This window comes from Niallia sp. FSL R7-0271, assembly GCF_038005785.1.
GTDB lineage: Bacteria > Bacillota > Bacilli > Bacillales > Cytobacillaceae > Niallia.
Map to the genome: position 1 here is coordinate 533,141 of NZ_JBBOTZ010000002.1, position 20,021 is coordinate 553,161.

Below are 20,021 nucleotides of genomic sequence, written 5' to 3' on the forward strand. Positions count from 1 at the left end.
AAATTAAAGTAAACAGGAGAGATTATGAGAATCAAACATCGTAAGAAGAGTATTGCAACATCATTGATTTCGTTTGTTGTTCCTATTATTATCGTTGCGCTAGTCGTTATTTCGTCCATTGGATATACATTTTCCAAACAAATTATTAAGCGACAGTTGGACTATGCAATGAATACAAAGCTTGAGGAAACTGCTCAAGGTATTAATATTATTTTGGAAAAAGAGAATGGTTTAGCGCAAAGTCTTGCCAAAACAGTTGAAGTAAATTCAGATTTATTAAAGGAAAAGGATTATGATGATTTGTTAAAAAATTATGTTCCTATGTATAGTGAATCATTTGGTATGGGTGTTTGGTTTGAACCGAATGCCGTTAAAGGCAAGCAGAAATATGCACCATATGCATACAAGGATGGAGATAAGATTATCCTTGATGATTCATATACTACTGGAGACGTTGATATTTGGTCGACAGAGTGGTATAAAGTTGGTTCTCAAACAGATGGTGGCTGGACGACAGCATATTCTGACCCTGCTACTAATGTTTCGATGGTTACAACTGCATATCCATTTAACAATCAAAACGGTAACTTAATGGGTGTAGTTACAGTAGATGTGGATATTAGCAGTATTCAAAAATTAATTACAGAAGCAGAAATTGATTATGAAGGAAAAGCCTTATTGGTACAGAGTGATGGGGTACTTCTCGGTGGTGTAGATGAGAAGCGGTTAACAAAGGAAAGCATATTGGATGATCAAAATGATTCTCTTGCAGCTGCTTCTAAGTACATGTTAGCGAACGAAACTGGCAAAACAGAATATACAGCTGAAAATGAAAAGTACTATTTCTACTTCTCGACTATTCCTAATACAAACTGGAAGATAGGGATCAGTGTTAGTGAAACACATCTCTTTAACAGCTTAAATGACTTGCTAAAAATATTCGTTATATCTAGTTTTGTCTCCATCGTGCTGGTAACTTTAGCGATAGTTGTTTTTTCAAACCGTATGGGTAGAACAGCTAGGAAATATAGCAAAATAGCAGAAGTTGTCGCTGATGGTGGGTTAGTGAACAAATTTGAAGAGAAAGATTTAGCTAGAAAAGATGAGTTGGGGGATATTGGAAGATCTCTTTGCAACATGCAGAATAACTTAACAGATGTTATTAATAATTTTCAAGCTAATGCATTAAGTATTGATGATCATGCTCAAAATCTGTCTTCTTTTTCTCAGCAAATGTCTGCCACTTCAGAAAATGTTGCGACAGCTATAACGACTGTGGCTGAAGGAGCAACAGAGCAACATCAGAGACTAAAAAGTGTAAATTCAGGGCTGAATGAATTTGGAACAAGCTTGGATTCTATGGCGCAATCCATTAATGATGTTGATTCTAGCACTAATTCCATACTAATGATGGCTAATGAAAGCAGTCAAGAAATGAATATGATGATTAAGGCTTTCGGCTCACTGAATGAAACGTTTAAAGAATTGATAGAACGAGTGAAATCAGTAGAACTAAACATCCGCAATGTAAACGAGATGACAGAAATAATTAATTCCATTTCTGAGCAAACGAACCTTTTAGCTTTAAATGCGGCGATTGAAGCAGCTAGAGTTGGTGATTCTGGAAAAGGCTTTGCGGTAGTTGCGAATGAAATAAGAAACTTGGCAGAAAAAAGCAGAGAGTCTTCTGAAAAAATTGATTCTATTATTAATGGTGTGTCTAAAGATACTACACAAATGGTTGAATCAGCAGAAGATGTAAACAAAGAACTTCAATTACAAAGAGAACAGTTAGATACAACTATTCACTCTTTTGAAGGAATTATCCATGCAGTAGAGGAAGTATCTCCTAAAATAAAAGAAATTAAAGAATCGTCCATCAAAATTCAGAATGATAAGAGTACAATAATGAAGGAATTGGATCAGACTGGAACGATTGCAGAAGATGTAGCTGCATCAGCTGAGGAAATTTCAGCATCAGCTCAGGAGATGTCTGCTTCAATTGAAGAGGTCAGTGCATCAGCTGTAAGCTTAGGTGAGATGACCACTGAAATGAAACATAAAATAAACTTTTTCGAAATAGAGAAAAGAAGTAGTAATTAATAAAAATATTATGTAAACAGGTGCGAAGCTTTATATTCGTACCTGTTTTTTTTGTAAGTTAACATTGCCGATAATAGATAATTAAAAGGCTGTCTTAGAAAGTCTCGACTGCCTGCAGTACTCACTCATAGAGGCAAATATTCTTTTTCGTATACAGATTGTACTTGTCGTAAAACTTGAAATCCGTGCTGTTTGAATTTGAACGAAGCAGGCTTTCCTTTAGATATATACAATCCAGCTTCTTCCGGGGATCTGTTTAACCCAGAAAACAAATGGCATGCTCCTACACTAGGATGGGGACCAAACAAATGAATGAACGGCTGTATAATCAGTGGCAAGCCGCCATTTCTGCCTTTACGCATTGTATTGTTATTGCCCGGATCAACGCTGATAATTGTCACGCCTTCTCGCTTCAGCTCTGGTGCCAATGCATATGTCCACAACGTAATTGCCAGCTTAGTCGTTGCATAAGGACCAATCAGCTTCTGAAATTTAGGCGGGTTTGCCAATTCCTCCGGAACGAAAGATCTTTTAAATTTAAATGCCTCTGAACTAGTTTGGATAACGATACCCGGTGATCCCTTTTTCAAAAGGTCAAGCAGTTCCATCGTGATAATGAAGGGAACGACTGTCTGGAGTTCATAATGCAATTCTCGTCCTTGCGGAGAAAAGAGGAGATTTGGGAAACTGCCTCCTGCATTATTGAAGAGAGCATCCAGCTTCGGTTCGTTCTCCTTTATTTGCCTTAAAGCAGATTTTAGTTTCGTAAAATCAGATAAATCGGCAGTATAAATTCGGATATCCTGTTGACGGATTTTTTGTTGGAGCTCCAGCTCTTCCTCTGGAAATTCAGAGCGTATTAAAGCAGCTACCTCCCAGCCATTCTCGACTAATTTCTTCGTCAGCTCCAAGCCTATTCCGCTGTTTGCTCCAGTAACAAGAGCTGTTCTTTTTTGTATTTGCACCATTTTTTTAACCTCCTATTAATGAATGACTGTAGTATAAAACATGGAGCTAACTTCAGGTCAAGAGTAAAGATTATAGCTTGACCTGGAGTTGACTTCATGTTTTATAATTACATCTAAAAGAAGGAGGCGATTGTCGTGTATACAATCAAGCAGGCAAGCAAACTGACTGGGTTAACCATTGATACAATTAGATATTATGAAAAAGCAGGCTTGCTTCCTAAGATTAAACGGCTACCAAATGGACATCGTGCATTTTCATCATCCGATATTGAACGGTTGCAAATGGTCATCTGTATGAAAAAAGTAAATCTTAGTTTAGAAGAGATAAAATTATATCTTGATATAACGGAATCAAGTAAAATGATTCCTGAAATGGTAACAGGTATGCTCGAGCATAAAGAAAAAATAAAACAACAGATGGCTCAATTGCAGACTGTATTAGATTTTATTGATGAAAAATTAGCTGAAGGAACATGGCTAAAGAAGAAAGCATAAGAGTTTGTATGCTAAAGAATTTGTCCATACATAAGCTGGCTTTTTTGGCACAAAAAAAGAGCTTTTCCGCTCTTTTTCAAAGTCTACTATTAATGATGGTGCTCCTGACTTTCTTCTTGTACTTTGACATCCTTTTGTAAATACTCTAGTTCACTGTCCGAAAGCTCTCCGACAATAAATTGCTTTTGCGGCATAATGATTGAATCATTATTACTAGCATGTAGCTTTACAAAATAAAGACCATCACTGTCGATTTTTACCGTTATACTATAAACTCCATTCCCTTCATTCTTAGCATCTCTCATATTTTTCTGGATAGTGCCATCTTGCTTCCATACCTCATAATGGACATAGTCTGCGTGTTCTACTTTTTCACCATTTTGAGTAAGTGTCACCTTAATGGTAGCTGGTTCTTTTGCTTCTAAAGAAGAGGGGATTTCTAATTGAGCTTCAAGGGGTGTTTCTTTTTTATATAAAGCAGCTGCATCTTCCTTAAGTGAACATGCGCTTAATAAGAGTAAAGTTAAAGCAACTACCAAGCTATTTCTAAACTTCTTCACGAATAAGCCACCTTTTCATTATCTTATTAAGCATTTAATACCTTTTTCATGGCCGGAATTCTTTGGATAATCAATAAGTCAACAACCCATACAATAATAAGGGATAATCCCACTAAAGGAAACACAATGCCTAATATAATCAGTATGAAAAGAAGGTATCGCATTTTTTTAATACTTGGAGCCTTTGGTGCTCCTAATTCTTGTTTAGGTTTACGTTTCCACCACATATAAACACCGGTAATAGCTATAAGAATGGTACCAAGACATATTAGAAGGCTGATTAATTGGTTAATCAAACCAAATTCTGTGCCTTTATGCAAGGTAATACCGATAGCAATCAACTTACCCAATGGTCCGTAATGATCATAACGGTAATCAGCTAACACCGCCCCAGTATATTGGTCAATATGAATGGTCGCTTCATCTTTTGCTTTTGGCGGAAAGGCAGAAAATGTGTAAACACCTTCTTGGGTTGTTGGGAAAATAACAGAATAGCTAGGGTGCATTCCTTCTCGATTGGCAATATCGACCACATCATCAATAGAAAGAGGGGTATAACCTTGTATGTCTGATTTTGGCACATCTAACGTTTCAGCAGCCCAAGGGACTTCGGCAATATCTTTTGTTTGTACTGATGATGTTGGAGCACTTCCTACCCAAACTGATGGAGGATAGCCTTCTCCTGTATTAGTAACTAAAGATTGGAAATTAGTACCCCAGAACCCTGACCAAGGTAATCCTGTTAAGATTAAAAATAACAATCCGCCTGTTATCCAAAACGCAGGCACGGCATGTAAATCTCTTCTGAAAATTTTCTTTCCTTTATGCAGTCGCGGGAATAGTATTCCAGCAAAGCCTGTTTTCTTTTGTTGCGGAAACCATAAATATATTCCAGTGACAATTAATACAATTGCCCAACAAGCAGCTAGTTCTACTATTCTATCACCTAAAGTGCCAGCCATTAATTCTCCATGAAATTCTTCTATTCTATCCATAATTCTGTCTTCACTATTCAACTCACCGAGAATTTTGCCTGTATAAGGATTAACAAATAGTGTTAAAGACTCGTCTTGGTAGTTTATATTCACTTCACTTGAACGTGTTTCACTATCCCCAGGCAGATAGCTTGTTATATTTGCACCGGGATATTCACTTTTCACGATGTTAATTTGCTCTGACGGGGTCATTCTGTCTTCTTGCTTCGTAACCTCGTAATAATCTTTATATAAAACTTGCTCAATCTGTGGTTTAAATAAATATATAGATCCAGTGACAGAAAGAATAAGGAGAAACGGTGCAAAGATTATCCCAGCATAAAAATGCCATCTCCATACGGCTTTATATAAAGAGGCTTTTGTTTGTTTCGTTTTTTCCCTTTTGCATGGATTTCTCTGCTTTCATTGACTCCATTCTTTTCCTCCTATTTTGGGTGACAGCAATTCGAGCTTTGCATGTGTGAGTTCAAAGCTGTAAATACTTGCTCAAAGTTATAGATGTCTCCTCCAAATCCTGTTTGAAACTTAATGGCTTCATCCATTGAGTTAAAAGTAAGAAGCTGTGGTTGACAGCAATTTGAATGAAGGTCTGGATTAATCAGAAAGAAGCCAGTTTTAGCACTCAGTGTTGTATCATGAAGAAAATCACGACATATGATTTGAGATATTTCTGCTTGAGTTTCTTGATATCTAAGCAATCCACAATGAATACAACATGTTTGTTCTACCTGGTGATTTGTTTTTATTAACTGCACAGATAATCTTGTATTAATTCCTTTATAGCAATAGGAACAATGATTGGAGGGCGTAATGGTTTCTTTAGTCAGGGAAATGCCGTTCGATGTCTTTACAATTTTCTGTTGGTCAATAAGTTGTTTAATATCACGATATACCGTCATTTCCGATACATTTAATTTTCTGCTGATATCAGATACCTTTAATGTTTCTTCTTCCGTTAGCCATGATAATAGCTGTTTTTGTCGTTCTATTGGTAACATTGGTTTCTTCCACCATTCTTTCTAATAATTCAACCTAGAAACAGGGTAATTTATTTACTGGTTATTTGACAAGAGATAATATGATAAATAATGTTAAAATGATGTTAATAATATCAAATGTTCACAAAAAAGTCACAAAGTTAGGGAAAGGAGCATTTTAAGATATAGTTAGATTTGTTATGATTATGATTGTTAGTTACTAAGATTTATACAGTGTATAAATGGGAACATTTTAAAAGAGGAGTTGTGTATACATATGAAGAAGAAGCTTTTTGCGTTTTTATCAGCGTTTGCTGCCGTTTTTCTTATTGCACTTCCAGCAAGTGCACATGTAACTGTTAATCCTTCAGAGTCTGCAACAGAGGCTTGGGAAACATATACAGTAAAAATACCTGTTGAGAAGGACATTGCGACAACGAAGGTAACACTTAAGATAGCCGATAATGTGGATTTTAAAATGTACGAACCAGTAGATGGTTGGAAAGTAACAACCGAAACCAATGATAGTGATAAGGTAACTACTGTGACTTGGGAAGCAGAGAATGATCAATCAGCTATTCAGCCAGGTGAGTATAAGCGATTCAGCTTTACAGCACAAAACCCGTCTGATGCAGGAGAAGTTGTTTGGGATGCCTTTCAATATTATGCAGATGGAAGCATAGTAGAATGGACTGGAGATGCGGATGCAGAACTTCCTCATTCTGTAACAGAAATTGCTAAGTCTGATGCAACTACAGATAGCCATGGACATACACATGATGCTGATTCCGCTGATGAAGATACGGCAAGTGCAGAAGATGATCATGAGCATAGCTCTACAAGCACAGTGTTATCAATCATTGCCATAATCGTTTCTGTTCTTGCTATTATCTTGACTTTTGTGAGACGAAAATAACATAAATTAGGTAAGCTGCCTGGGTAGGCAGCTTTTTTTGTTATCTTCCTATTTATGGAGAGAAATAATGCATAATTAATTTTTTGCTGCTTAGAACCATGCCTTTGAAAGCAATATTACGCCTTCTTGAATCTTACTCTCATCCATACCAGCAAAACCAAGCAGAACTCGAGGATATTTTTGATCTGGTAATTGTTCATAGAAGGAGGAAACAGGATACACCAACACGCCATTCTTTTTAGCTGTGTCAATTAGCTCTTGCTCTGACATATCATTACGCGGCTCTATTACTATATGTAATCCGGCACCTGAACCCATAATTCTGACTTGATTGTACATGTTCGCTTTAAGAGATGTTAGCAATGCATTATGTCTTTTCTTATAGACATTTCTAACTTTATTCAGATGTCTTGACCAATGCTCGCTTTCCATAAAGAGTTTTAATGTATATTGATGCTGTCTGGAAACGGTTTGTTTATAACCAATATACTTCCCATGGTACGTAGCTAATAGATGTCTTGGAAGAACCATATAACTAAAATCCAAAGATGGAATCAGCGATTTAGCAAAAGTCCCCATATAGATAACTTTTTCATAACTGTCTAAGCTTTGAAGGGCAGGAATAGGCTTGCCTTCATATCGAAATTCACTATCGTAATCGTCCTCTATTATATAGCCATCTGAATCCTTCGCCCATTTAATTAATTCTAATCGTCTTTGGATTGGCATAACAATTCCAAGAGGGAATTGATGTGCAGGTGTGACAAAGACAGCTCTGACCTCGCTTGCTGTTAATTTCTTTATATCAACTCCATAACTATCAAGGGGAATCGGATGCACTGCTTTGCCATATTCCTGTAAAACAATACGGACTCTATTATAACCAGGCTCTTCAATCCCATATGTGTATTCTCTGCCAATGATTTTACATAACATACTTAACAGATATTGTGTTCCAGCTCCTATGATAATTTGATGCTCTGAGCATTTAACGCCGCGAGATTCATACAGATATCTTGCTATTTGCTTACGAAGATCTAGATCACCTTGTGGGTCGCCATATAGTAACAGCTTTCCTTGTTCAGCAAATATGCTTTTCATCGTTAATTGACTCCATAATTTAAATGGAAAATGCTTTAAATCTATTTCTCCATATTTAAAATCATATAGAATTCTTGAAGATTGCTCTTCTTGTTTACTGCAATTGTTATTCAAGATTTCATCATGGATAGCATGTGCGTTTTTGTCTAAAAACAGCTCATGCTTTATATCCTCAACAAATAAACCTTTTCTTTCTTCGCTTCTGATATAACCCTCAGCGAGGAGCTGCTGATACGCAGCATTAACAGTGTTTCTGCTTAAGTTTAAATGCACTGCTAATTTCCTTTGAGAAGGCAATTTACTATGAGGAGGAATATTTTCTGATTGTATTTCATTTTTAAGAAAACGATAAAGTTGTATATATACGGGTGCATCACTTTGAGTATCTAAAATGGGAGTTATTTCTAACATGGTTTTGACCTCCATCAAACTGGTACCTGAATAATTTTAATATCTGGCTCTTTTAATAGTTCCAGATTAATTACTATAATTAGTTTACAATGCGCATTTGAAAAAATAAAGGTTGATTACATACTAAATCTATAGGAGGAATATGAATGAAAACTGGTACTAATCGAGTAAAACGTGGAATGGCTGAAATGCAAAAGGGCGGCGTTATCATGGACGTTATTAACGCCGAGCAAGCGAAAATTGCTGAAGAGGCAGGAGCAGTAGCAGTAATGGCTCTTGAAAGAGTTCCTTCTGATATTCGTGCTGCAGGTGGAGTAGCGAGAATGGCTGACCCTTCTATTGTAGAAGAAGTTATGAATGCAGTATCTATCCCTGTTATGGCTAAAGCACGTATTGGACATATTGTGGAAGCTAGAGTGCTTGAAGCATTAGGCGTTGATTATATCGATGAAAGTGAAGTTTTAACTCCTGCAGATGAAGAATATCACCTAAATAAAAATGAATATACAGTACCATTTGTTTGTGGATGCCGGGACCTTGGCGAAGCAGCAAGGCGCATCGGAGAAGGTGCTTCCATGCTCCGCACAAAAGGCGAACCAGGAACAGGAAATATTGTGGAAGCAGTCCGTCATATTCGAAAAGTAAATGCACAAGTTCGTAAAGTAGTTCATATGAATGAAGATGAGCTAATGACAGAAGCAAAATTATTAGGTGCTCCCTACGAGCTTTTGCTGGAAATTAAAAACTTAGGGCGCCTGCCAGTAGTTAACTTTGCAGCAGGAGGTGTTGCAACACCTGCAGATGCAGCATTAATGATGCAATTAGGAGCAGACGGAGTATTTGTCGGCTCAGGTATCTTTAAATCAGATAATCCTGCTCTATTTGCAAAAGCAATTGTGGAAGCAACTACTCACTACCAAGATTATAAATTAATTGCTGAAATCTCTAAAAATCTAGGAACAGCAATGAAAGGGATTGAAATTGCTAGTCTTGCTCCGGAAGCTCGCATGCAAGAGCGCGGTTGGTAAACTGATAATATAGTAAAAAAAGCCAAATTCACCAGTATGGGGGATTTGGCTTTTTTTGCGCTAAAGGAATAGCAGAGAAATAAAAAAGAGATTGGCAATGCATCAAGTTATTTAAAAAGATATATATATATCTTTTGCCAAGGAAGAAGTATAAAAATCTTTTTTCTAAGCCTTTCAGCCATACAGTCAAGACTATCGCAACCAGTAATTAAAGTATACCGTACTTTTTTGAGAGGAATAGGTAATCATTTGATAGAAATGTGGTACCTATTCTTTTTTTATATAAAGGATAATGAAAGGGTTAAAACTTTTTTTGCTGATATTCCTTGCACCATCTGTGAATTATCCAGAAGTAATTTTTAAAATTCCTGTGTTGACTTAGAGTAACTCGAATCTAGTAAGATTATGAAGTGCAAGGCAGGAAACTTTTAGGAGGAATATTAGATGGAAACTGTAACTTTATCAAATGGAATAAAGATGCCTATTTTAGGGTTTGGAGTTTATCAAATTAATGACCTGGAAGAATGTGAGCGTATAGTAGGCGAAGCAATAGCAGTTGGCTATCGATCAATCGATACTGCTCAAGCTTATGGGAATGAAGAAGCAGTTGGTAGTGCAGTACGTAAAAGTGGTATACCTCGTGAAGAGTTCTTTATTACTACAAAGGTATGGATTTCAAATGCTGGCTATGAAAAAGCTAAAGCATCAATGGATGAATCCTTGCGTTTACTGCAAACAGAATATATTGACCTCATGTTAATTCATCAACCATTTAATGATTATTATGGTACGTACCGTGCAATGGAAGAGTATTATAAAGCAGGTAAAATCAAAGCAATTGGCGTAAGTAATTTTTATCCAGACCGTTTGATTGATATTGCTCAGTTTAGTGAAATTACACCAATGGTTAACCAAGTGGAAACACATGTGTTCAACCAGCAAAAGCAGGCCCAACAAATAATGGAAAAGTACGGAACACAAATTGAATCTTGGGGACCTTTTGCAGAAGGGAAAAATGACTTCTTTCATAATAAAACGTTAAAAGAAATCGGGGAGCAATATGACAAATCTGTGGCCCAAGTGGCTCTGCGCTACTTAATCCAGCGTAAGGTTGTTGTTATTCCAAAAACGGTAACGAAAGAGAGAATGGTTCAGAACTTTGAAGTCTTTGATTTTGTTCTATCACAAGAAGATATGAACAAGATTGAAAAACTTGACCAGGAAAAGAGTTTATTTTTCTCTCATTATGATCCAGAAACAGTTGAATTTTTGACAGGGCTAGTAAGATAACCTAGGATTTCACATAGTAAACTAACAGTAAAAACCCTAATGTCCTGCTTGTAGGAAATTAGGGTTTTCTTATATATGGCTTTTTTACTTAGAATTTAAAGCACCAACCACAGGATGTGGAACATAAGGCTCTTCCAAATATGCAACTTCTTCAGTGGTTAACTTCACTGATAACGCACCGACTGAATCTTCAAGATGAGAAATTTTCGTAGCACCTATAATAGGAGCTGTTACTGGTTCTTTCTGAAGCAGCCATGCAAGTGCTATTTGGGATCTAGCTGCACCATGTTTTTCTGCTAACTCGGCAACTCGTTCCACAACTAAACGGTCGTTATGCTCTGTTGAACCGTATTTAGACTTTTGCGTTGCATCTGTTTCAGAACGGAGCGTATCTTCTGACCAATCATGTGTTAATCTGCCTGAAGCTAACGGGCTGTATGGAATTACGCCGATTTTTTCTTCTTTGCATAATGGAAGCATCTCTCGTTCTTCTTCCCGGTATATAAGGTTAAGGTGATTTTGCATAGAGATAAATTTCGTCCACCCGTTCTTCTCAGCGGTATGGTTCGCTTTCAAAAACTGCCATGCATACATGGCTGATGCTCCTATGTATCTTACCTTACCAGCCTTCACTAAATCATGAAGAGCTTCCATCGTCTCTTCAATCGGTGTGTTGTAATCCCAGCGATGTATTTGGTACAAATCGATATAGTCTGTTCCAAGACGTTTAAGACTTTTATCAATTTCACTCATAATATGTTTTCGGGATAGCCCTTTACTGTTTGGACCTTTGCTGTTTAAATCTTTGCCTAATGGGAAGTAAACCTTAGTTGCAATCACAACTTCATCTCGATTAGAAAAATCTTTAAGAGCACGTCCGAGAAATTCTTCACTCGTACCATCTGAGTAGACGTTTGCAGTATCAAAAAAATTAATGCCGGACTCAACCGCTTTTTTAATAACCGTACGACTGCTTTCTTCATCAATTACCCAAGGATGCATCCAGCGTTCCTTCACACCAAAACCCATACATCCAAGGCAAAGTCTAGATACATCTAATCCTGTGTTGCCAAGTTTCGTATAATCCATTGCAATTCCTCACTTTCCCAAATGTTTTTAATCTTTCATTACTAGTATAAAATTATACAGCATTCTTACAATTGTTAAATGATTGGAATATGTATATTAATGAACAGTTTTAACGGAAATGTACATTATCTTTGGTTGAAAGGGAAAAAAATTTTTTGTTTATTTATATGTATAAGTATGGAAGAAATGGTCATAATAAGTGATAACAGTTTTATGCACAACACTGTTAACAGCCTTACTCTTTTTGAGTAGGGCGTTTTTTTTTATATGTGGGCGTTGGATGTATAGGAAAAAGAATTTTTCTATTAATAAGTGCAAGCGATTTTTCCTTCAATTATTACAGTTGCGAAACAAGCAGCAGTTTTTATTGCGTTATTATGGAGTTTAGGTGTGTTTGGTTAACATAAAAGAGAAAAGCTAAAAGTCAAAATGGTATAAAAATTTACAAATACGATAGAGATAAATAACTATTTATACTTTTTGGTTGAAAAACTTCTGAAAGCTAAATTATAATTAAAATTATAGTGGTACCTTAATTAAGTGGTTTTTTCATAAAAAACCTCAATTTAAGCATAATCAAATTTTAGGAGATAAAAATTATGAATACACCTGCAAGCCAAACAAATCAAGCGTTCACCAGAAATAACCCATTTCAAGCTAAAGTTCTTAAGAATATTAACCTAAATAGCACAGGTTCAAATAGGGAAACAAGACATCTGGAATTATCTTTAGAAGGATCAGGAATTACTTATAATCCAGGTGATGCTCTAGGTATATACCCGGAAAATGATTCAGTATTGGTAGAGTCCCTGCTTCAAGAAATGAAGTGGGATGGAAATCAAAACATTGTTATAAATAAAACAGGTGATCAGCTTCCTTTAAAGGATGCTTTAACAACATACTTTGAAATTACTTTATTAACTAAGAAAGTATTACAGAACTTTTCTAAAATGGTTGATAATGAGAATTTAAATAGTCTTGTTGCTATAGAAAATGCTTCAGCTTTAAAAGAGTATATGTATGGTCGGGATTTATTAGATATGATTCAAGATTTCGGACCATGCCAAATTGAAGCTCAAGAGTTTGTGACATTATTAAGAAAGATGCCGCCGCGCTTGTATTCGATTTCTAGCAGTCAATCGGCTCACCCAGATGAAGTTCATTTAACAATCAGTGCTGTGCGATATACATCTCACGGCAGAGACAGAAATGGTGTTTGTTCTGTTCAATGTTCAGAACGAACTTCTGAAGGAGATACACTTCCTGTCTACATTCAGGCGAATAAACACTTCGGACTGCCAGAGTCAAATGAGACAGATATCATTATGGTTGGCCCAGGAACGGGAATTGCTCCTTTTCGCTCCTTTATTCAAGAACGTTCTATTAACAAAGGCAGTGGAAGGACTTGGCTGTTCTTTGGGGCGCAACATTCACAAACAGATTTCCTTTATAAAGAAGAGCTAGAAAAACACCAAGAAAATGGGGTTCTTACAAAATTAACTACAGCTTTCTCTCGTGATACAGATGAAAAAGTTTATGTCCAAAATAAAATGCTGGAATCTAGCAAGGAATTATATGAATGGTTACAAGGTGGAGCGCATTTTTATGTTTGTGGTGATAAGGAATATATGGCTAAAGACGTTCATAACACTTTGATAGAGATATTCTCAAAAGAAGGAAATATGAGTCAAGAAGAAGCAGAAGAAAAAGTGCAAGAACTGCAAAAGACTAAAAGATACCAAAAAGATGTGTATTAATTAGTTGCGATAATGCTAAGTAAATGAGCGTATTTTCCGGGAACATTAATCTAAGATAGATTAATGTTCTTTTTTGTGTTTAAAGAGTTGTTAGCAGGCAATCCTAAATTAACATATATTATTTTCTTGAAAGAGACCTTCAAGGTGGCAGGGAAAGCAAATGGGTATTAGCTGGTTTTTAAAATATGTAATAAATCCAATTGACACTCTTCGCTACTCGGTGATACAATGTACTTGTAATAAGTAATACTTAATAGCGAGATGGCCAAAGCTATTGAGTAAATAGGTTAGCTAAGGTACTAAGTGATACTGAATATAAGTCTTACATTATAGAGGAGGTGCCGGGCATCGAAAATTTAACGGAAATGCTGAAAGGTTCGTTAGAAGGATGCGTGTTGGAAATCATCAGCCGTCAAGAAACATATGGCTATGAAATTACTCGCCGCCTGAACGACCTTGGATTTACTGAAGTCGTCGAAGGAACGGTCTACACCATTCTAATGCGATTAGAAAAGAAGAAACTAGTGAATATCGAGAAGAAACCATCGGATATGGGACCACCACGCAAGTTTTATTCACTTAATGAAGCAGGCCGTCAGGAACTAACATTGTTTTGGAAAAGATGGGATTTTGTTTCGTCAAAAATTAATATGTTAAAGACAACTTAACGATAAGATATCACGTGTGCATTGTTCTGCTTATTAAAAGGAGGAATAAACATGATGGAATTATTTAAAAAATTAATTGGTGATAAAAAAGAATACAAGATGATGATGGCAAGGGTAGAGGCACTTCCGGAGGACTACCAGTTTGTATTTAAGAAAATTCAAGACTATATGTGGAAATTCTCAGCGGGCAATGGTATGGATATGCTTCATATGCAATATGAATTAATTGATTTATTCGAAGCAGGCTCCGCAGAAGGAAGGCAAGTGCTAGAGATTACTGGGGAAGATGTTGCTTCCTTTGCTGACGAACTAGTGGCTAATGCTAAAACTTATGTCGCTAAATACCGTGAAGATTTGAATAAGAGCATCATTGATCGATTAGGAAAAAAATAAAATTACAAGCGATAATACAGACTGAATAGCTGGTTGAAATCAAAATTTGCCACCTTCGTTATTCAGTTAAATTTTTACGCAGGTACTAAGTATCACTGATTATCAGTCAGACTAAATAGCGGAGTATAATTGGTTGCCTCTACAAAATAACAGATAAATACTTCGCATTGTCTAAAAGGCAGCAGCTTGTTATTGTTGAACAAATCCTGCTGTCTTATAAAAGGAGGAAGAAGAATGAGCAATGCCGTTATTTCTGTAAAAGGATTAAAAAAATCATTTAAAGAGAAGGAAGTTTTAAAAGCAGTCGATTTTGAGGTGAAGCAAGGGGAAGTTTTTGCATTGCTTGGCTCAAATGGAGCGGGTAAGACGACAATAGTCAACATTCTCTCAACCCTGTTGAAATCTGATGAAGGGCAAGTGAGTATCTGCCAATTTGACGTCAGGAGTCAGCCGGAACATGTTCGCCGGAGTATCAGCTTAACAGGACAGTTCGCCACATTAGATGACATGCTCACTGGACGTGAAAACCTAATATTAATTGCCAAGTTGCGGAGAGTTTCTAATCCTTCCGAAGTTGCTGACAATCTGCTTGCAAGATTCAGTCTGCGTGAAGCGGCCAACCTTCGGGCAGATAAATATTCTGGCGGAATGAAACGCCGGCTTGACATCGCCATGAGTTTAATTGGAAAACCAGCCGTTATTTTTTTAGACGAACCGACGACAGGGCTTGACCCTGAAGCACGCCTTGAAGTCTGGGATACTATCAAGGAACTTGCTGGCAGCGGTACGACTATATTGCTTACGACCCAGTACCTAGAAGAAGCAGAACAATTAGCGGATCGTATCGCCATCTTGCATAGTGGAAAAATCATCACTACAGGTACTCTTACAGAATTAAAAGAGATGTTTCCACCAGCTAAAGTGGAGTATATCGAAAAGCAGCCGTCATTGGAGGAAATCTTTCTCACAATCATCGGTAAAAAGGAGGGCATTTAAATGAAAAATAATACTGGGGTGTTACTGGGGCGGTTAATGCGTAATATAATGCGCAGCCCTGACACAATTATTACAGTAGCAATTACACCAATAATGATGATGTTGTTGTTTGTCTATGTGTTTGGCGGAGCTATACAGACAGGAACAGACAATTATGTTAATTATTTATTGCCGGGAATCTTGCTTATGGCTATAGCAAGTGGTGTTGCCTACACATCTTTGCGGCTCTTTACAGATGTGAAAAGCGGTCTGATGGCTCGTTTCATTACGATGCCGATTAAGCGCTCCTCGATATTGTGGGCTCACGTGTTTACGTCTATTTTCTCTAATGCGTTAACAGTTGTGATAGTTATCCTCGTTGCACTCTTAATGGGATTCCGTTCAAGCGCTAATATCTTGGATTGGTTCGCCGTAGCTGGAATCCTGGGATTGTTTACACTAGCATTGACATGGCTAGCGATTATTCCTGGATTGAAAGCAAGTTCTATGGAAGGAGCAACAGCATACTCGTACCCGCTCATTTTTCTGCCGTTTATCAGTTCAGCTTTTGTTCCCACTGAGACCATGCCTAAAATTGTCCGTGCGTTTGCTGAAAACCAACCTGTTACTTCAATCGTGAATACGATTCGAGCTTTCTTATATGAAGAGTCTGTTGGCCACGATATTTGGCTAGCGCTAGCCTGGTGTGTCGGCATTATGGTCGTTGCGTACTTCTTTGCTAGTAAAGAATTTAAACGGAAGCTAGGGTAAGGTACGTATCATCTTACTTTACAGTTCGCCAATACGACTGTTCAGTCAGAAAGACTCTTTAAAGCTTCAACTATTAATTAACATGAAGGGAATTCATAATTTTCTCGATGGATTCCCTCCTATTCTGGAGAAAGTGAAACATTTTATTGTTTTGAGTCGTCAATAGTTAAACCAACCAGAAGGAGATGTTTTATTGCGTAATGATATTAAGCAAAGAGGAATCCCATCCAAAGCGACGTGAGGAAATATTAAGAGAACTTATTGATCTCTATGCAGAAAGTATTAAAATGTTAGCTTATACATATGTGAAAAACTGGTCAGCTGCAGAGGATATCACACAAGACGTATTTATAAAGTGTTATGAAAAAATGGAAGGTTTCAGAGGGGATAGTACATATAAGACATGGCTTTATAAGATTACCCGAAATAAATGTAAAGATTATTTGAAAAGTAGATGGTATCGATCGTTTATTCCTACAGATTTTATGAAAGAAAAGATTGAAACAACGGAGGAACTTTCTACTGAAGATCAAGTAATAAACAAATTTGATGACTTAGAATTATCCCAAAAGGTATTAACCCTGCCGACTAAGTATCGAGAAATTATTATATTATTTTACTATGAAGAGTTAAAAATTAAAGAAATACAAACTTTAACAAATTTGAATGCTGATACTATTAAAACTAGGTTAAGGCGAGGAAAACAAATGCTTCAAAAGAATGTAGAAAGGGGTTAAGGGAATGAGTGAAGATTTGAAGTCTTTAAGAAGGAGTTTGAATAGTACTGTTCTAAAAAATGGGAAAATGAGTATTGCTGACAAGGAAAGATTGTATCAAACTGTTATTTATCATAAAGACTCAAAAAAACGTTTTTCTTTTGCACCCGTACTCTCAATTGCTGCTATTGCTTGTTTTGCTCTTTTTATTGGTAGTTTTGTATTTAAGCAAATGGAAAACACGGAAAATCAGCAAAATCAACTGGCTCTAATTAACAATCAAGAGGAGAATGAAGAAAAAACAAATAGTAAAAGGGAAGAACAAAAAGGTAATAATTCAAATTTAGCAAGTTCTTTATATGAACTAAACCTTAAGCTAAGTGATGCGGCTACAAGAACTCCGATTGGAAAGGATTACGCAACCGAAGTGGGGAGGTCTGCCGAAAATCTTTCTGGTGAATATACTTCAAAGGAGAAAGAGACAACGATTGCAGATAAATTGATGGAAATAGGTTCACTAGGTAAAAGTCTACAAAAGGCAGATAATGATGAAAAAAGAATGGAAGATATTGTAGAGCTACAAAGAGTAGTTAACCAATTGATAATGATTGCAGAAGCTCATGGAATTATAGATGAAAGAAATAATATTATAGAAAAAACTGAATTTGAAAACTTAGATAGTTGGTTAAGCAGTTTAAAAGAAAGTATTCATGCTGATTCCTATGAACCATATAGTGATCGTGAACAATACGAAAATCATATAGGCAATGCTGCTAAAGCATATGCTAAGCATTTTGCAGCGTTAGAGAAAAATACATCTGTAAAAGAGCAGTTAGAGGAAATCGCAGAAATATCCAATCAAATTGAAATAGAAAAAGAAAACGCAAAGAGAACAACATTACTGAATAAATTGGATGGAATGGTTGAGCAACTGTTAGTAGATTAGTAATACAAGAGATTATAAAAAAGAATTATTTGTACAACTTCAGTTACTAATTTACCGAGATACTTACTGTAATGAATAAATTTAGGTAAATCATATAGGAAATACCCAATACTTAAAGTGAGTTCTTTTAAAAAGAAAATTGGAGTTGTAGTAATGAAGAAGAGAAAAATTTTTATCCTGACAACCTTATTAGTTATTTTTTTACTAGGAATGTCAGCTTGTAGCAAATCATCTATTGATGATACAAACAATACTAAGTCTAAACCTAATAATACAGATAATGAAACCAATGATTCAAATACTGACGATAACAGCAATAACAATCCGGAGGAAGTATCAATTACAAATAGCGGTTCGAAGAAAGAAGATAATATTGGTACAAATAGAAATACAGACAATAAATCTTCGACCTCGTCTAGTGATGTAAAGGGAAGTGAAGATACTCAAGAGAAAAGCATACCTGCAGAAATGGATGAAAAGCGGAAAGAGGTTTTAGATAATATCCAAAAAGAACTTAATGCCTTACCAACCGAAATAGAGGGAAGTAGAAAAGAGTTTTTAGAAAGATTAGATAACATCCAAAGAGAACTTAATTCCTTACCAGATAAGAAGTATTCAGATACAGGTACAACTAACGCTATGAAAAACTACTATGGAATTTCTTATGAAAAGTATGACATTGCATTAAATAAGATTTATGATTTACTAAAAAAAGAATTACTTCCTGAGACAATGAAGAATTTAAAAACGGAACAGAATAAATGGATAGAACAGAAAGAAGCAAAGGCAGAAAAAGAGAGAAAAAAGTATGCGGGAAAGACGCATGAATGGGTTGCTGATTTTATATCGTCTTACGAATCAACCAAAGAAAGATGTTATGAATTAGTTAATTTGTATATTACAGATTAAAAGATAAAACTTAACTATAATATTTAGAAAAAACTATAATCGTTGGAAAGGCTGGTTTTAAATGGACATTTGGCATGTTGAATCAAGCCAATACAGATTGGATAATCTGTCAGATGAAGATATACATTTGGCAGAAGATTATTTTGGAGTTAAATTACCTGATGGTTATATCAAACTATTAAAAAAACAAAATGGTGGAACACTAATATATAATGCATTACCTATAGCTTTAAATAGATGGGATGGAGATGACTATTTAGAAATAGATAATCTTCATGGAATAAAAAAAGATAAAGGGATAATGGAAACAGATTATTTCAGACAAGAGTGGGGGATTAGTAAAAGTAATATTATTTTAATCAGCGGGGATGGTCATAGTTGGTTTGCCCTAGACTACTATCATGGCGAAGAACCAAAGGTTATATATATTGAAACAGATACAGATAGAATCACCCAACTATATGATACTTTTCAAGAATTCATCAACCACTTATACGTACATGAGCATGATGAAGAGGAAGGCTTAAGAACAACGCCGCTTCCAACAATTGAGGATGCTAGAAAGTTAATTAATAGTACCGAAGAGGATCATATTATAGAGGGTTTTGATATATTTAATTCGTTTATATATGATGAAAGTATCCATGAGGAATATTTTGGTTATGTAATGAATTTTATAAAAAGTGGAAATGAAGATTTAAAAGATTATGCAGCAGAAGCGGTATGGAGAGTAGTAACTGCACAATATGTAATAGATAAATCTTTAATTCAGAAAGTTATTGTTGAACTTAAAAATGATAATGATCCGACCATTCAATATTTTCTTGAAGAAATAGAAGAAACTATTAAAGATATAAATGAAGGAATTATGTGAACAAAGTAAAATACCTAATACTTAAAATTCTTCTTAAGAGAATTATTGTATCGGTTCAACTTTCATGTAAACTTTCTTA

The 20,021-nt window shown here is 35.9% G+C and carries 19 protein-coding genes and 1 pseudogene; 14 read left to right on the top strand and 6 right to left on the bottom strand.

Annotated features, from left to right (window positions below):
- The first annotated feature begins 24 nt into the window (after positions 1-24).
- Positions 25-2,103, top strand: a complete 2,079-nt coding sequence (locus tag MKX82_RS22660; protein WP_341080287.1) for a methyl-accepting chemotaxis protein — start codon at positions 25-27, stop codon at positions 2,101-2,103.
- Between the two features lie 125 nt (positions 2,104-2,228).
- Here the strand turns inward: MKX82_RS22660 and MKX82_RS22665 are convergent, their stop codons facing one another.
- On the bottom strand, positions 2,229-3,071 hold the full coding sequence (locus tag MKX82_RS22665; RefSeq protein ID WP_341080288.1) for an SDR family NAD(P)-dependent oxidoreductase: 843 nt from the start codon (positions 3,069-3,071) through the stop codon (positions 2,229-2,231).
- 135 nt (positions 3,072-3,206) lie between these two features.
- Between MKX82_RS22665 and MKX82_RS22670 the strand changes: the two genes are divergently transcribed.
- Positions 3,207-3,566: a MerR family transcriptional regulator gene (locus MKX82_RS22670; RefSeq protein WP_341080290.1), complete on the top strand. Its 360-nt coding sequence runs from the start codon at positions 3,207-3,209 to the stop codon at positions 3,564-3,566.
- A gap of 89 nt (positions 3,567-3,655) precedes the next feature.
- Here the strand turns inward: MKX82_RS22670 and MKX82_RS22675 are convergent, their stop codons facing one another.
- The 3 genes and pseudogenes from MKX82_RS22675 to MKX82_RS22685 form a co-directional block, all read right to left on the bottom strand.
- Entirely contained in the window at positions 3,656-4,126 is a 471-nt protein-coding gene (locus tag MKX82_RS22675) for a FixH family protein (RefSeq protein WP_341080292.1), read from the bottom strand.
- A gap of 26 nt (positions 4,127-4,152) precedes the next feature.
- Positions 4,153-5,499: pseudogene (locus tag MKX82_RS22680) on the bottom strand (PepSY-associated TM helix domain-containing protein); the annotation flags it as partial.
- Between the two features lie 47 nt (positions 5,500-5,546).
- Positions 5,547-6,119 carry a DeoR family transcriptional regulator gene (locus MKX82_RS22685; protein WP_237943711.1) on the bottom strand — a complete coding sequence of 191 codons (573 nt, stop codon included), beginning with the start codon at positions 6,117-6,119 and terminating at the stop codon, positions 5,547-5,549.
- Positions 6,120-6,375: 256 nt separating this feature from the next.
- Between MKX82_RS22685 and MKX82_RS22690 the strand changes: the two genes are divergently transcribed.
- The gene (locus MKX82_RS22690; protein ID WP_233317227.1) at positions 6,376-7,014 is read left to right on the top strand and encodes a YcnI family copper-binding membrane protein; all 639 of its coding nucleotides are present in this window, start codon (positions 6,376-6,378) and stop codon (positions 7,012-7,014) included.
- 90 nt (positions 7,015-7,104) lie between these two features.
- Here MKX82_RS22690 and pdxR read toward each other — a convergent pair whose 3' ends face one another.
- On the bottom strand, positions 7,105-8,526 hold the full coding sequence (gene pdxR / locus MKX82_RS22695; protein WP_341080298.1) for a MocR-like pyridoxine biosynthesis transcription factor PdxR: 1,422 nt from the start codon (positions 8,524-8,526) through the stop codon (positions 7,105-7,107).
- A gap of 146 nt (positions 8,527-8,672) precedes the next feature.
- Here pdxR and pdxS point away from each other — a divergent pair, with 146 nt between their 5' ends.
- Both pdxS and MKX82_RS22705 read left to right on the top strand, forming a co-directional pair.
- Positions 8,673-9,554, top strand: coding sequence for a pyridoxal 5'-phosphate synthase lyase subunit PdxS (gene pdxS, locus MKX82_RS22700; protein WP_233317225.1), 882 nt, complete (start codon positions 8,673-8,675; stop codon positions 9,552-9,554).
- A 444-nt stretch (positions 9,555-9,998) separates the two neighbouring features.
- Entirely contained in the window at positions 9,999-10,844 is an 846-nt protein-coding gene (locus MKX82_RS22705; protein WP_341080300.1) for an aldo/keto reductase, read from the top strand.
- Positions 10,845-10,928: 84 nt separating this feature from the next.
- On the opposite strand, the gene MKX82_RS22710 is transcribed toward MKX82_RS22705, so the two are convergent.
- Positions 10,929-11,933 carry an aldo/keto reductase gene (locus MKX82_RS22710; protein ID WP_341080303.1) on the bottom strand — a complete coding sequence of 335 codons (1,005 nt, stop codon included), beginning with the start codon at positions 11,931-11,933 and terminating at the stop codon, positions 10,929-10,931.
- 599 nt (positions 11,934-12,532) lie between these two features.
- Between MKX82_RS22710 and MKX82_RS22715 the strand changes: the two genes are divergently transcribed.
- From MKX82_RS22715 to MKX82_RS22755, 9 genes are all read left to right on the top strand, one after another.
- Positions 12,533-13,690 carry a sulfite reductase subunit alpha gene (locus MKX82_RS22715; RefSeq protein ID WP_341080305.1) on the top strand — a complete coding sequence of 386 codons (1,158 nt, stop codon included), beginning with the start codon at positions 12,533-12,535 and terminating at the stop codon, positions 13,688-13,690.
- A gap of 347 nt (positions 13,691-14,037) precedes the next feature.
- Positions 14,038-14,358, top strand: a complete 321-nt coding sequence (locus tag MKX82_RS22720; RefSeq protein WP_233317292.1) for a PadR family transcriptional regulator — start codon at positions 14,038-14,040, stop codon at positions 14,356-14,358.
- A gap of 51 nt (positions 14,359-14,409) precedes the next feature.
- On the top strand, positions 14,410-14,751 hold the full coding sequence (locus tag MKX82_RS22725; protein ID WP_233317221.1) for a DUF1048 domain-containing protein: 342 nt from the start codon (positions 14,410-14,412) through the stop codon (positions 14,749-14,751).
- Between the two features lie 234 nt (positions 14,752-14,985).
- Positions 14,986-15,747, top strand: a complete 762-nt coding sequence (locus MKX82_RS22730; RefSeq protein WP_341080307.1) for an ABC transporter ATP-binding protein — start codon at positions 14,986-14,988, stop codon at positions 15,745-15,747.
- Complete coding sequence (locus tag MKX82_RS22735) at positions 15,748-16,497, top strand: ABC transporter permease (protein ID WP_341080309.1); 750 nt, start codon at positions 15,748-15,750, stop codon at positions 16,495-16,497. It begins immediately after the preceding gene.
- 200 nt (positions 16,498-16,697) lie between these two features.
- Positions 16,698-17,234 carry a sigma-70 family RNA polymerase sigma factor gene (locus MKX82_RS22740; RefSeq protein WP_233317218.1) on the top strand — a complete coding sequence of 179 codons (537 nt, stop codon included), beginning with the start codon at positions 16,698-16,700 and terminating at the stop codon, positions 17,232-17,234.
- 4 nt (positions 17,235-17,238) lie between these two features.
- Positions 17,239-18,159: a hypothetical protein gene (locus MKX82_RS22745; RefSeq protein WP_341080313.1), complete on the top strand. Its 921-nt coding sequence runs from the start codon at positions 17,239-17,241 to the stop codon at positions 18,157-18,159.
- Between the two features lie 153 nt (positions 18,160-18,312).
- Positions 18,313-19,068: a lysozyme inhibitor LprI family protein gene (locus MKX82_RS22750; RefSeq protein WP_341080315.1), complete on the top strand. Its 756-nt coding sequence runs from the start codon at positions 18,313-18,315 to the stop codon at positions 19,066-19,068.
- Between the two features lie 61 nt (positions 19,069-19,129).
- Entirely contained in the window at positions 19,130-19,942 is an 813-nt protein-coding gene (locus MKX82_RS22755; RefSeq protein WP_341080317.1) for an SMI1/KNR4 family protein, read from the top strand.
- Positions 19,943-20,021 lie beyond the last annotated feature (79 nt).